We start from the raw sequence: 13,161 nt of genomic DNA, 5'->3' as shown, positions 1-13,161 counted from the left end.
CGTGAGCACCTCCCGAACCCCCGAACCCGCCCGCTCGTCCGTCCTGGCCTTCCTCATGCCGGGGCACGTCACTCCCTGGGTCCGGGTGCTGGCCTGGGCCTCCCTGCTGGCCAACGCGCTGCTCATCGTCACCGGGGGAGCGGTCCGGCTCACCGGCAGCGGGTTGGGGTGCCCGACCTGGCCCCGGTGCACCGACGAGTCCTGGACGAACACCCCCGAGATGGGGATCCACGGGATCATCGAGTTCGGCAACCGCACGCTGACCTTCGTGCTGGTCGTCATCGCGCTGCTCACCTTCCTGTCCGTGTGGCGGGTGCGGTCACGGCACCCGCTGTTCTGGAAGCTGGCCCTGGCGATCGGGGTAGGCATCATCCTGCAGGCGGTCATCGGTGGCATCACCGTGCGGACCGGCCTCAACCCCTGGGTGGTGGGGATCCACTTCGTGGTGTCCGCGGTCCTCGTCGCAATCGCCAGCGTCCTGGTCAACCGGACCCGACGGGCCTCCCTGGAGCACGTCGCCGTCGCCGAGCGCAAGGGTCAGCTGACCGACGGACAGCGTGGCTCGGCCCGCGTCCTGGGCCTGGTCCTGGCCGCCAGCGGCTTCCTGGCCATCTACCTGGGGACGCTGGTCACCGGCACCGGCCCGCACTCCGGGGACGCCGGCGAGGTGGTGCGGCTCATGTTCGACCCCTACGTCATCACCCGCGTGCACGTGGTCCCGGTGTACCTCCTGACCGCCGCCACGGTGGTGGGGCTCGCGGCCTCCTTCTGGCTGCGGTGGCCCGCGCCGGTCCGACGGGTCTTCGTGGTGCTGACCGTGATCGTGGCCGCCCAGGCCGGGATCGGCTACTACCAGTTCTTCAACGGTGTCCCCGAGCTGGCGGTCGGGCTGCACATGGCGGGGGCCGCGGCGCTCGCTGCCGTCGTGACCATGACCACGGAGAAGCTGTATGCGGTCTCCGCCCGCGCGCAGGACGCACCCGTCGCGCCGGGCACGACACCGGACCGGGCCCCGGCGAGCGCCTGACCCTGACCGCCCGTTACCGTCCGGCAGCCGCGTCGATCAGGCGCAGCACGGCATCGGCCACCTCGGGCCCGACCATCACCGGGTCGTTGTGTCCGGCACCCTCGAACACCAGCTCCTCCACCAGATACGGGGCGGCCCGCGCGACCTGCTCGCTGAGCCTGGTGGGCACCACCCTGTCCACCGTGCCCCGGACCACGGTCACCGGCACGTCGAGCTCCCGGACGTGCGCCAGGACCGCGTAGCGGTCGCGCAGCAGCAGGCCGACCGGCAGCCAGGGGTAGTGGGTGCGACCGACGTCAGCCAGCTCGGTGAAGGGCGAACGCAGCAGGAGTGCGGCGGGCGGGCGGGCCGCTGCCAGCGCGGACGCGACGCCGGTGCCGAGCGACTCACCGAGGTACACCTGGCGGTCCGGCGGGAAGCCCTCCGCCACCAGCCGCTCCTGTGCCGCGAGGGCGTCGGCGGCCAACCCGTCCTCGGTGGGCCGGCCCGGGTTGCCGCCGTAGCCGCGGTAGTCCATCAGCAGCACCGTCAGGCCCCTCGCTGACAGGTGCTCGGCGATCTGGATCCGGCCGGTGCGGTTGCCCCCGTTGCCGGGCAGGAAGAGCACCGCCATGCCGGTGTCGCCGGTGTCCCCTGTGGCGCCCGTGGCTGCGTCCGCCCGCGCCGGGACGAGCCAGGCGGTGAGCTCCAGCCCGTCGTGGGTGGCAAGGGTGACGTCCCGGGCACCGGGGATGACTTCGGCGGCCGGGGGCGGCGCGGACCGGTTGGGGAAGTAGATCAGCTGACGTTGTCCCACGAACACCGCTCCTCCCAGCAGGCCCAGCACCACGACCGCAGCGACGAGCCACCTCCACGTCGACCTGCCGGGCCGTGCGGCCCGGCGTCGGTGCTGCTGCATGGGCCCATCCTGCACGCGGCCCACCCAGCACGCCGATCTAGACTGTCCCATCGTGACCCCTGCCCCGACCACCGCACTGCTCATGGACTCCGTCCAGCGTCGGTTCGGCGCGGTCACGGCCCTGCAGGGGCTGACCTGGGAGGCAGCCGCCGGAGAGGTCACCTGCGTGCTGGGGCCCAACGGCGCCGGCAAGACGACCGCCATGGAGATCGCCACCGGCCTGCAGCGCCCCGACGGCGGCACCGTGCGCGTGCTGGGCACCGACCCGTGGCAGGCCAGCCCCGAGCACCGGGCCCGGGTGGGCGTCATGCTGCAGGACGGCGGCCTGCCCCAGTCGGTGCGGCCCCTCGCCCTGCTGCAGCACCTCGCCCGGTTCTGGGCCGAGCCGGCCGATGTCGACCTCCTGGCCGCACGGCTGGGCATCCATGACTTCCGGCAGACCACCGTCCGCCGGCTCTCCGGCGGGCAGCGGCAACGAGTCGCGCTGGCGGCCGCACTGGTGGGGCGCCCCGAGGTGGCCTTCCTCGACGAGCCCGCAGCGGGTCTGGACCCGCACGCGCGGCGCGAGGTGCACGCGCTGATCCGGGAGCAGGCCGACGCAGGGACGTCCATGGTCGTCACCACGCACTCCTTCGACGAGGCCGAGCGGCTGGCCGACCGGATCGTCGTCATCGTCGGCGGCCGGGCCGTCGCCCACGGCACCGTGGGAGAGGTGGCCGGCGAGCGAGGGCTGGAGGAGACCTACTTCGCCCTCACCGACGCCCAGCGCGGCGGATCCCCGACCAGTCGACCGACCGTGCCCCCGAGCCCTCAGGAGACCGACCGGTGAGCGCCCCCGCCCCCGCCCCCACCCGGGTCCTGGCCCAGGCCCGGTTCGAGGCAGCCGGCCTCCTGCGGCACGGGGAGCAGCTGCTCATCTCCGTCGTCCTGCCGCTGATGGCCCTGGTCGGACTCACCCTGGTGCCCTACCCGGACCTGTCGGTCGGCGCCTTCGAGGGCGTGAAGCGCATCGACGTGGTCGCACCCGGGGTGGTGGCGCTCGCCGTCATGTCCACCGCCTTCACCGGTCAGGCCATCCTCATGGGCTTCGAGCGTCGGTGGGGGGTGCTGCGCCTGCTGGGCACGACCCCGCTGGGTCGCGGCGGCCTGCTCACCGCCAAGGCGCTGTCGGTGCTGGTGGTCCTCGCCATCCAGCTCGTCGTGCTCGGCGGCACAGCCGTGGCGCTGGGCTGGCGCCCGTCGCTCGTCGGGCTGGCGCCCGCCCTGCTCGCCGTGCTGCTGGGCACCGCGGCGTTCGCCGCCCTCGCCGCCTGCCTGGGCGGCTCGCTGCGCGCCGAGGCCGTGCTCGCACTCGCCAACCTGGTCTGGGTGCTGCTGGCCGCCGCTGGCGGGGTGCTGATCCCGGCGGGTGCACTGCCCGGCGCACTGGCCACCGTGGTCTCCCTGCTGCCCTCGGCGGCCCTGGGGGACCTGCTGCGCACGGCGCTGGTGCACGGTGCACTGGCCTGGGCCCCGCTGCTCATTCTGCTGGTCTGGGCGGTGGTCGCCACCCTGCTGGCGCGCCGCCTCCTGCGCTGGTCGGACTAGCGGATTGGAGTCCTGGATCGAAATAGGTCACAATGGCATAGTGAATTTGGCAGAGGTGCATGACGAGTCGCGGACCCGCGACCGGGTGCGCCGCGCCGTGGGGGAGAGCGGGCCGGTGAGCGCCTCGGCTCTGGCCGGTCAGCTGGGTCTGACGCCGGCGGCCGTGCGCCGCCACCTGGACGCACTGCGCGAAGCCGGGCTGATCACCGAGTACGACGGCCCCGTCGCCGGCAAGCGCGGCCGGGGTCGACCCGCCCGCTCCTACGTGCTGACCCCGCTGGGCCAGGACCAGTTCCGCACCAACTACAGCGGCGTGGCCACCGCGGCGCTGCACTACCTCGCCGACACCGCCGGCCCCGAGGCCGTCGAGGCCTTCGCCGAGGAGCGGATGGCGGAGCTGGAGCAGAAGCTCGACGTCGCCGTGGAGCGAGCCGTCGAGGAGGAGGGACGCGACGACCTCGACACCCGGGCCAGTGCGCTGGCCCGGGCCCTGTCCGAGGAAGGCTTCGCCGCCTCCACCCGCCCCGTCGGGGTCGGCACCGGGCTGGCCGGCATCCAGCTGTGCCAGGGCCACTGTCCGGTGCGCTCGATCGCCAGCGAGTTCCGCCAGTTCTGCGACGCCGAGACCGAGGTGATCTCGAGGGTGCTCGGAGTCCACGTGCAACGGCTGGCTACGCTGGCCGGTGGCGAGCACGTCTGCACCACCTACGTGCCCACCGGAGCCTTCGGCACCGGGCCCCCCACGCCGGAGCAGGCGGCCAACGCGCCGCCCCGGCCGTACGCCATACCCGAGCACACACGCCAGCACACGACTGAGCACACGACTGAGCACACCCCCGCAATCCCCGCCGACGAGAGGACGTGAGATGAGCACCAACATCGAGGAGCTCAACCCGGGTTTGAAGGACCTGGGCAAGTACGAGTACGGCTGGGCCGACAGCGACGAGGCCGGCGCCTCCGCGCGCCGAGGCCTGTCCGAGGATGTCGTCCGCGACATCTCCGGGATGAAGAACGAGCCCGACTGGATGCTGCAGACCCGGCTCAAGGGCCTTCGCCTGTTCGGCAAGAAGCCGATGCCGCACTGGGGCGCCGACCTCTCGGACATCGACTTCGACAACATCAAGTACTTCGTGCGGTCCACGGAGAAGCAGGCCACCAGCTGGGAGGACCTGCCCGAGGACATCAAGAACACCTACGACCGTCTGGGCATCCCGGAGGCGGAGAAGCAGCGCCTGGTCGCCGGCGTCGCCGCGCAGTACGAGTCCGAGGTCGTCTACCACCAGATCCGCGAGGACCTGGAGGAGCAGGGCGTCCTCTTCCTCGACACCGACACCGCGCTGCGCGAGCACCCGGAGATCTTCGAGGAGTACTTCGGCTCGGTCATCCCGGTCGGCGACAACAAGTTCGCCGCGCTGAACACGGCCGTCTGGTCCGGTGGCTCCTTCGTCTACGTCCCCAAGGGCGTGCATGTCGAGATCCCGCTGCAGGCCTACTTCCGGATCAACACCGAGAACATGGGCCAGTTCGAGCGGACCCTGATCATCGCCGACGAGGGCTCCTCGGTGCACTACGTCGAGGGCTGCACCGCGCCGATCTACAAGACCGACAGCCTGCACAGCGCCGTCGTGGAGATCATCGTCAAGAAGAATGCCCGCGTGCGCTACACGACCATCCAGAACTGGTCGAACAACGTCTACAACCTGGTCACCAAGCGCGCCACCTGCGAGGAGGGCGCGACCATGGAGTGGATCGACGGCAACATCGGGTCCAAGGTCACGATGAAGTACCCGGCCGTCTACCTGCTCGGCGAGCACTCCAAGGGCGAGACGCTCTCGGTCGCCTTCGCCGGCGAGGGCCAGCACCAGGACGCCGGCTCCAAGATGGTGCACGCCGCCCCGAACACCTCCTCCACCATCGTCTCCAAGTCGGTGGCCCGAGGCGGTGGACGCAGCTCCTACCGCGGGCTGATCCAGGTGCTGGAGGGCGCCACGAACAGCCGCTCCAGCGTCGTCTGCGACGCGCTGCTGGTCGACCAGATCTCGCGCTCGGACACCTACCCCTACAACGACATCCGCGAGGACGACGTGCAGATGGCCCACGAGGCCACCGTCTCCAAGGTGTCGGAGAACCAGCTGTTCTACCTGATGTCCCGCGGTCTGAGCGAGACCGAGGCCATGGCGATGATCGTGCGCGGGTTCGTGGAGCCCATCGCGCGCGAGCTGCCGATGGAGTACGCCCTCGAGCTCAACCGCCTGATCGAACTGCAGATGGAAGGAGCCGTCGGCTGATGTCGCTTCTGATTGGCGAGCACGACGAGAAGACCCATGTGGACCCCGCCGCCCAGGTGAGCGGTGAGCGCATCCCCGACGAGAGCCGGGCCTCCCGGTTCCGTTCCTTCGACGTGGAGGCCGTCCCGGTCCCCACGGGCCGCGAGGAGGAGTGGCGCTTCAGCCCGGTCGACCGGCTCGGCAACGTCTTCACCGACGCCCCGACCGACGACCGCGGTGACGACCACGCCGCCACGTTCACCGTCGAGACGCCCGAGGGCGTCACCGTCGGCACCCTGGCCCCCGGGCAGGCCCCGCGCGGGACCGTCCTGGTGCCCGAGGACCGCGGCGCCGTGGTGGCCAGCGCGAACACCCCCGAGGCGCTGCACCTGACTATCGGCGCGAACGCTGAGGTCACCGAGCCGGTGCGCGTCAAGGTGCACGGCAACGGCGTGGGCCGGCGCAGCAACGCCCACTACGTGCTCCAGGCCGAGCGGCACAGCAAGGCCCTGGTCATCCTGGACCACACCGGCAGCGCCGACCACACCGGCAACCTTGAGGTCATCGTCGGTGACGGCGCCGAGCTGACCGTCGTCACCCTGCAGCGCTGGGAGGACGACGCGATCCACCTCGGGCAGCACGAGGCCCTCGTGAACCGGGACGGGACCTACAAGCACATCGCGGTCAGCCTCGGCGGCGGCATCGTGCGGGTGAACTCCAACGTGCGCTACGACGGCCCCGGCGGTGACGCCACCCTGCTGGGCGTCTACTTCGCCGACGCCGGCCAGCACCTGGAGCACCGCTCCTTCGTCGACCACAACGCCCCGCACACCACCTCCCTGGTCACCTACAAGGGTGCGCTGCAGGGTGACGGTGCGCGGACGGTCTGGGTCGGCGACGTGCTGATCCGCAAGGAGGCCGAGGGCATCGACACCTACGAGCTCAACCGCAACCTGGTGCTCACCGACGGCGCCCGCGCCGACTCCATCCCCAACCTGGAGATCGAGACCGGTGAGATCGCCGGTGCGGGGCACGCGAGCTCCACGGGTCGCTTCGACGACGAGCAGCTCTTCTACCTGATGTCCCGAGGCATCGGCAAGGACGACGCCCGCCGCCTGGTGGTCCTGGGCTTCTTCGCCGACATCGTCGCCAAGATCCGGGTCCCGGAGGTCGTGGACAAGATCATGGCCGCGATCGAGGCCGAGCTGGAGCTGACCTCATCCATCGAGGCCGGCCAGGAGTCCGCCCAGGCATGAGCGAACCGGTCCGTGTCTGCTCGGTCGACGAGCTGCCCGCAGGAGTCGGTGCGGCCGTCGCCGAGATCGAGGGTCGCCGGGTGACCATCGCCCGCGACTCTGCCGGGCAGATCCACGCCTTCGACGACACCTGCACCCACGCCAACGTCTCGCTCGCCGAGGGCGAGATCGAGGGCGGGCTCATCGAGTGCTGGCTGCACGGCTCCCAGTTCGACATGGCCACCGGCGAGCCCAGGCAGCTGCCCGCCACCCAGCCGATCGCGGTGCACACCGTCACCGTCGGCGACGACGGGTCCGTCTTCGTGACCCTCGCCGCCTGACACCCCTCACGTACCCCATACCGAAGAACTGCTTCCCGAAGGAGCGCCATGACCACTCTTGAGATCAAGAACCTCCACGTCAGCGTGGAGACCGAGGACGGCCCCAAGGAGATCCTCCGCGGTGTCGACCTGACCATCAACTCCGGCGAGACCCACGCGATCATGGGCCCGAACGGCTCCGGCAAGTCCACGCTGGCCTATGCCGTCGCCGGCCATCCGAAGTACACCGTCACCGAGGGGCAGATCCTGCTCGACGGCGAGGACGTGCTGGAGATGGAGGTCGACGAGCGCGCCCAGGCCGGCCTGTTCCTGGCCATGCAGTACCCCGTCGAGGTGTCCGGCGTGACCGTGTCCAACTTCCTGCGCACCGCCAAGACCGCGATCGACGGCGAGGCCCCCAAGCTGCGCACCTGGGTCAAGGACGTCAAGGTCGCGATGGACGCGCTGCGCATGGACTCCTCCTTCGCCGAGCGCAACGTCAACGAGGGCTTCTCCGGCGGTGAGAAGAAGCGCCACGAGATCCTGCAGATGGAACTCCTGCAGCCCAAGATGGCGATCCTGGACGAGACCGACTCCGGCCTGGACATCGACGCGCTCAAGGTCGTCTCCGAGGGCGTCAACCGCGTCAAGGAGACCACCGGGCTCGGCGTCATGCTGATCACCCACTACACCCGGATCCTGCGCTACATCGAGCCCGACCACGTGCACGTCTTCGTGGACGGCCGCGTCGCCGAGTCCGGCGGCAAGGACCTGGCCGACCGCCTCGAGGCCGAGGGCTACGACCGCTACCTCACGGCCGCGGTCTGAGCCCGACCCGCAGGACCACTGCTCTGCCCGAGCAGGCAGGACAGTCAGCACGGCACACAGCACGGAAGCAGGACGAGGTATGACGACGGACCGGTCGACCACGCACCGCGCAGCGGGCCTGGGGTTCAGCGCGGAGGAGCTCGCCGCGGTGCGCGCCGACTTCCCGCTGCTCACCCGCAGGGTGCGGGACGACCGGCCGCTCGTCTACCTCGACAGCGGTGCCACCAGCCAGAAGCCGCGGGTGGTGCTGGACGCCGAGCGGGAGTACTACGAGCAGCACAACGCTGCGGTGCACCGGGGCGCGCACCAGCTCGCCGAGGAGGCTACCGAGGCGTTCGAGGGCGCCCGGGCGACCGTCGCGTCGTTCCTCGGGGCCTCCGCCGACGAGGTGGTCTTCACCAAGAACGGCACCGAGGGGCTGAACCTGCTGGCCTACGCCTTCTCCAACGCCGCCGCGCCCGGAGCGCTGGACGGGGCGGACCCTGTGTGGGCCGATCGGCTGCGTCTCGGGCCCGGAGACGAGGTCGTCGTCACCGAGATGGAGCACCACGCCAACCTGGTCCCCTGGCAGGAGGTCTGCCGCCGCACCGGCGCCACCCTGCGCTGGATCGGCGTCACGGACGACGGCTACCTGCAGGACCCCTCCGACGTCATCGGCGAGGCGACCCGGGTGGTGGCGCTGACGCACGTCTCCAACGTGCTCGGCACCCTCAACGACCTGGGTCCGGACTCGCCGGTGATCCGGGCCGCGCAGGCCGTGGGAGCGCTCGTCTTCGTCGACGCCTGCCAGTCTGCGCCGCACCTGGACATCCGGTCCCTCACCGACGCCGGCTCGGGCGTGGACGCGCTGGTCTTCACCGGGCACAAGACGCTCGGCCCCTCCGGGATCGGGGTCCTCTGGGCCCGCCGCGGGCTGCTGGAGGCCATGCCGCCCTTCCTCACCGGGGGTTCGATGATCGAGATCGTCCGGATGGAGGGCTCCACCTGGGCCCCGCCGCCGGCCAAGTTCGAGGCCGGGGTGCCGATGGCCGCGCAGGCAGTGGGCCTGGCCGCGGCCCTCGACTACCTGACCGATCTGGGGCTCGACCGGGTGCACGCCCACGACCAGGCCCTGGTGCGGCATACCCTCAAGGTGCTGGGGGAGCGCCCGTGGGTGCGGGTCCTCGGCCCCGCCGATCCGGCCGACCGGGTCGGGGCCGTGAGCTTCGTCGTCGACGGGGTGCACCCCCACGACGTCGGGCAGGTCCTGGACGACTCCGGGGTCGCCGTCCGGACCGGGCACCACTGCGCCTGGCCCCTGCACCGGCGCCTGCGGGTGCCGGCGTCGACCCGCGCCAGCTTCGGGGTCTACACGACCACCGAGGAGATCGACCAGTTCGCCCTGGCCCTGGACCGGGTGCCGCAGATCTTCGGGATGGAGGCGAGCGCCTGATGGACCTCTACGGCGAGCTCATCCTCGACCACGCCAAGCGGCCCCAGCACGCCGGGCTGCGCGAGCCCTACGACGTGGAGGTCAACCACGTCAACCCCACGTGCGGCGACGAGATCAGCCTGCGGGTGCACGTGGCCGGCACCAGCGGCGCCGCCGCGGCCGACGGTGCCGAGGGCGTCGTGCTCCGGGACGTCTCCTACGACGCGCTGGGCTGCTCCATCTCCGTCGCCTCCGCCTCGGTGCTCGCCGAGGAGACCATCGGCCGCCCGGTGCCGGAGGCGCTGGAGGTCTACGGCCACCTGCGCGCGATGCTCACCAGCAGGGGCAAGGACGCCGGCGACCCCGAGCAGATCGGTGACGGCGTCGCCTTCGCCGGGGTGGCCCGCTACCCGACCCGGGTCAAGTGCGCGCTGCTGCCCTGGACCGCACTCCTGGACGCCCTGGCCCGCGCCGGCGTCGACATCTCGGCGGCCAGCTCCGCCACCGATCCCGCCCCCTGACCTTGACCGACTGACTGACCGACCGACTATCGTTGGAGGAACCATGACCATCAGCACCCCGCCCAATGTCGCGGACATCGAAGAGGCCCTGCGCGACGTCGTCGACCCCGAGCTCGGCATCAACGTCGTCGACCTGGGGCTCGTCTACGGCGTGACCGTGGACGCCGCCAACCACGCCGTCATCGACATGACGCTCACCTCGGCGGCCTGCCCGCTGACCGACGTCATCGAGGACCAGATCGCCGAGTCCCTGGAGGGTCTGGTGGCCAGCCACCGGATCAACTGGGTCTGGATGCCGCCGTGGGGCCCGGACAAGATCACCGAGGACGGCCGCGAGCAGCTGCGCGCCCTCGGCTTCAACGTCTGAGATGAGCCCCGGCCCGACCGGGCCGGTACGGCCGCCGACGCCGACCCTGCGGATCTGCCCATGAGCCAGACCCGCAGGGTCGAGGTGTCCCCGGAGCGGTTGCCCGGCTGGGTCGAGCGGTTCGCCGCCTCGCACGGGGAGGTCGCGTGGTCGGTGGCGTCCGGCGACCCGGACGAGCCGCTGGACCGGCACGGCCGGCCGGCCGTCTGGTGCGGTCAGGCCGCGGACGGCTCCTGGGCACGGCTCGAGGGCTGGACCGACGCCCACCCGGGGCAGGCCGCGGATGGCCCCCTGGCCGCAGGTGCCCGGTCCTGGTGGGCGGCTCCCGGACCGCTGCTGCTCCTGCTCGTCCGCCGAGGCGGGTATGCCGTGGCAGTCGCCACGGCCGAGGGCGAGCTGGTCGCGCACAAGGTCGGCACCCGCCGGGTGCAGGGCCGCACTGCCGCCGGCGGTTGGAGCCAGCAGCGCTTCGCCCGACGCCGTGGCCACCAGGCCGACGAGCTGGTCGAGGCCGCCGTCGGGCACGCCCGACGGATCCTGGGGGAGGGGGAAGACAAGGCCGGTGCCCCCGTCGGTGCCGTGGTGCTCGGCGGTGACCCAGCGCTGGGCGACCAGGCGCTGCACCTGCTGGCGGTGGGACCGCAGAAGCGGCTGCACGGCATACCTCGACGCACGCTGCCGGACCTTGCGGACCCTCGCCGTGCCGTCCTGGACGACGCCGTGCGTCGGGCGCTGGCGGTGCGCGTCACGGTGCACAACGCCCGCTGAGGTCCCTGGACGCGACGACGCCGGGCCGCCCGGTTCAGCCCACCCCGATGAGATTCAGCAGTGCGGTCACGGCGAAGATCACCAGGGCGAGTGCGCCCACGATGAGGAAGACCTTCACGGCCAACTCGAAGTTGGCGTAAGGATCTCTTGGCAGATTCTGGGCTGCCTGCAGATCGATGCTGCTCCCCGCGGTCTTGCCGGAGGCCACGTCCAGGACGAGACGCCCGGCTGAGCTGGACTGGCCACCGACCACGGTAGCGCCGTGGGCGGTCTCCACCAGGAGCCACGACACGCTGGCCGACCCTAGGTGCGTCAACCTCCCTGACGACCCCGCCAGGGACGTGCGGGTCACCACGTCGGTAGCCAGGGGGTTGCTCTGCACCACCAGGACGTGCGTGTAGCCGTCTGCCGAGCGGTGGAGTCGCTCTCGGGCAGCGGCGGCCAGCATCGGGGACGGACCCCCGGAGGCGGGCGCGGAGAGCCATCCAGCCATCTCTGCGTCGAGCGCAAGGACCCGCTCTGACACCTGGGTCAACAGGGGGAGGTGCTTGAGGGAAGCCTCGGTCACCGCACGCAGGAGCTCGGCATCGGCTGGGCTGAGCGCCTCGCTCTGTGGGTGATGGTCATCATGGTCGTCACGCGGACCGCCGGTGTCGTCCTCGGCCTCGCCCTGGCCGTCATCCTCGTGCGTCTCCTCTTCCTCCTCCTGGGCCGGCGTGCCCTCGAGGAGCGCCGCAGCTGCCTGGGCCACAGCCAGACGGCCGCCCAGCTGCGCCAGCTCGTGTGCCAGTGCGGCGCGCAGCTCGGCGCGTCGGTCCATCGCCCCCAAGAGGGGCGAGTCCGGCGGGACTGTGGTCATCCCGTCGGCAACCACGGTGCAGGAATCACCCAGCGCGCCGGCGAGTGCGGCCGCGACGCCCATGACCAGCTCCCGGTCACCGGCGGTCACGGTCCGCCCGGTGACCGTGGTGTCGGTCCTGGTCAGGGCCACCAGCTGCAGGGCGAGGGCCAGGGGTGACTCGGCGCTGCCCGCCGCGGCCGGGCCTGCTCCGACCTCGCTCTTGGAGGCGTCGTCGTGGGCAGCGACTCCGGGCTCCGGCGCCGCTGTGGCGGTCAGCAGGTTGCGCAGGCCGAACGCACGGTGGCTCAGCGGCCTGCGCTTGTCCTGGGTGGTCTCGTCGGCGTCTACCCAGGTACGCACCACACCTCCCACGTCCCTGGTCGCCGCTGCCACACCCTCCTTGAGTGTCCTGAGGTCTTGGCACTGGGCCTCAAGACGTCGCCCCAGCAACTCTGCGCCTCCCAGTCGCCGTTGAACAGGGCCGGGTCGTCCGTCACCAGAACCCTGGCAGAGCCTGGAGGTCTTTCTACCCGGCGCGGTCCCGAGACCGCCGCGTCACCGGCAGTCGGCGACGCCACAGCTGCCATCAACGCGTTCTTGACCTGGGTGGCGATGACGGCAACGGCGTTGCCAAGCTCCCGCCGAGCTACCCAGGGGGCGAGGGCCCCGGCCGTGTCGTCCAGGGTCAACGTCCCTTCGGGCGCTCCCGGGGTGCCGCCCACCACACCAGCTGCGGCCGCACCGCCGGCCTCCGCCCGCGCCTGCGTGGCCTTGAGCAGCTTGGTCTCGTTCTCGAGCCGTGTGATCTCGGTCGCGATCGGGTCGGCCGGCGCGGCACCGATCCTGGCCGAGAGCTCAAGTCCTCGCAGGGCGCTTTCGGCCGTCCGGGACGCTGGGTTGGTAGGTTTTGGCATCTCGGGCTCCCGGGGCATCGGCGCGTGGCTAGCGAGCCAATCCTCCTCGGGCGTAGGTCCTGCGGCAAGGGTCGGCGCGGTTCGTCGTACTGCAGCGCGACCGGCCGGTCCGGATCGAGGCGAGGCGCAGCAGAAGGGCCCGGCACCTGGTGGTGCCGGGCCCTTCTCGCAGTTGCC

General features: G+C 71.6%; 14 protein-coding genes. 12 read left to right on the top strand and 2 right to left on the bottom strand.

What is annotated here, in order from left to right:
• The first annotated feature begins 1 nt into the window (after position 1).
• The gene (locus tag ESZ52_RS10840) at positions 2-1,027 is read left to right on the top strand and encodes a COX15/CtaA family protein (protein ID WP_238154595.1); all 1,026 of its coding nucleotides are present in this window, start codon (positions 2-4) and stop codon (positions 1,025-1,027) included.
• A gap of 13 nt (positions 1,028-1,040) precedes the next feature.
• Here ESZ52_RS10840 and ESZ52_RS10835 read toward each other — a convergent pair whose 3' ends face one another.
• On the bottom strand, positions 1,041-1,925 hold the full coding sequence (locus tag ESZ52_RS10835; RefSeq protein WP_131104951.1) for an alpha/beta hydrolase: 885 nt from the start codon (positions 1,923-1,925) through the stop codon (positions 1,041-1,043).
• 82 nt (positions 1,926-2,007) lie between these two features.
• Between ESZ52_RS10835 and ESZ52_RS10830 the strand changes: the two genes are divergently transcribed.
• The 11 genes from ESZ52_RS10830 (at position 2,008) to ESZ52_RS10780 (ending at position 11,229) form a co-directional block, all read left to right on the top strand.
• Positions 2,008-2,754, top strand: coding sequence for an ABC transporter ATP-binding protein (locus ESZ52_RS10830; RefSeq protein WP_238154608.1), 747 nt, complete (start codon positions 2,008-2,010; stop codon positions 2,752-2,754).
• Complete coding sequence (locus ESZ52_RS10825) at positions 2,751-3,512, top strand: ABC transporter permease (protein WP_238154594.1); 762 nt, start codon at positions 2,751-2,753, stop codon at positions 3,510-3,512. The genes ESZ52_RS10830 and ESZ52_RS10825 overlap by 4 nt, the downstream gene beginning before the upstream one ends.
• Before the next feature lie 40 nt (positions 3,513-3,552).
• Positions 3,553-4,377 (top strand): helix-turn-helix transcriptional regulator, encoded by an 825-nt coding sequence (locus tag ESZ52_RS10820; RefSeq protein ID WP_238154593.1) that lies wholly within the window; start codon positions 3,553-3,555, stop codon positions 4,375-4,377.
• 1 nt (position 4,378) lies between these two features.
• The gene (gene sufB, locus ESZ52_RS10815; protein WP_131104948.1) at positions 4,379-5,800 is read left to right on the top strand and encodes a Fe-S cluster assembly protein SufB; all 1,422 of its coding nucleotides are present in this window, start codon (positions 4,379-4,381) and stop codon (positions 5,798-5,800) included.
• Entirely contained in the window at positions 5,800-7,035 is a 1,236-nt protein-coding gene (gene sufD / locus ESZ52_RS10810; protein WP_131104947.1) for a Fe-S cluster assembly protein SufD, read from the top strand. Before sufB ends, sufD begins: the two co-directional genes overlap by 1 nt.
• On the top strand, positions 7,032-7,355 hold the full coding sequence (locus ESZ52_RS10805) for a non-heme iron oxygenase ferredoxin subunit (RefSeq protein ID WP_131104946.1): 324 nt from the start codon (positions 7,032-7,034) through the stop codon (positions 7,353-7,355). Before sufD ends, ESZ52_RS10805 begins: the two co-directional genes overlap by 4 nt.
• Before the next feature lie 48 nt (positions 7,356-7,403).
• A complete protein-coding gene (sufC, locus tag ESZ52_RS10800; protein WP_131104945.1) occupies positions 7,404-8,162 on the top strand; it encodes a Fe-S cluster assembly ATPase SufC in 759 nt (252 codons plus the stop codon).
• 79 nt (positions 8,163-8,241) lie between these two features.
• Positions 8,242-9,594 (top strand): SufS family cysteine desulfurase, encoded by a 1,353-nt coding sequence (locus ESZ52_RS10795; RefSeq protein WP_131104944.1) that lies wholly within the window; start codon positions 8,242-8,244, stop codon positions 9,592-9,594.
• A complete protein-coding gene (gene sufU / locus ESZ52_RS10790; protein WP_131104943.1) occupies positions 9,594-10,094 on the top strand; it encodes a Fe-S cluster assembly sulfur transfer protein SufU in 501 nt (166 codons plus the stop codon). The genes ESZ52_RS10795 and sufU overlap by 1 nt, the downstream gene beginning before the upstream one ends.
• Before the next feature lie 43 nt (positions 10,095-10,137).
• Entirely contained in the window at positions 10,138-10,461 is a 324-nt protein-coding gene (locus ESZ52_RS10785; protein WP_131104942.1) for a metal-sulfur cluster assembly factor, read from the top strand.
• A 60-nt stretch (positions 10,462-10,521) separates the two neighbouring features.
• Positions 10,522-11,229 carry an acVLRF1 family peptidyl-tRNA hydrolase gene (locus ESZ52_RS10780; RefSeq protein ID WP_131104941.1) on the top strand — a complete coding sequence of 236 codons (708 nt, stop codon included), beginning with the start codon at positions 10,522-10,524 and terminating at the stop codon, positions 11,227-11,229.
• Between the two features lie 34 nt (positions 11,230-11,263).
• Here ESZ52_RS10780 and ESZ52_RS10775 read toward each other — a convergent pair whose 3' ends face one another.
• Positions 11,264-12,430, bottom strand: a complete 1,167-nt coding sequence (locus ESZ52_RS10775; RefSeq protein WP_131104940.1) for a hypothetical protein — start codon at positions 12,428-12,430, stop codon at positions 11,264-11,266.
• Positions 12,431-13,161: the final 731 nt, after the last annotated feature.

The organism is Ornithinimicrobium sufpigmenti (genome assembly GCF_004322775.1).
Taxonomy (GTDB): Bacteria; Actinomycetota; Actinomycetes; order Actinomycetales; family Dermatophilaceae; genus Ornithinicoccus; species Ornithinicoccus sufpigmenti.
This window is presented reverse-complemented; position numbering and strand designations above follow the sequence as displayed.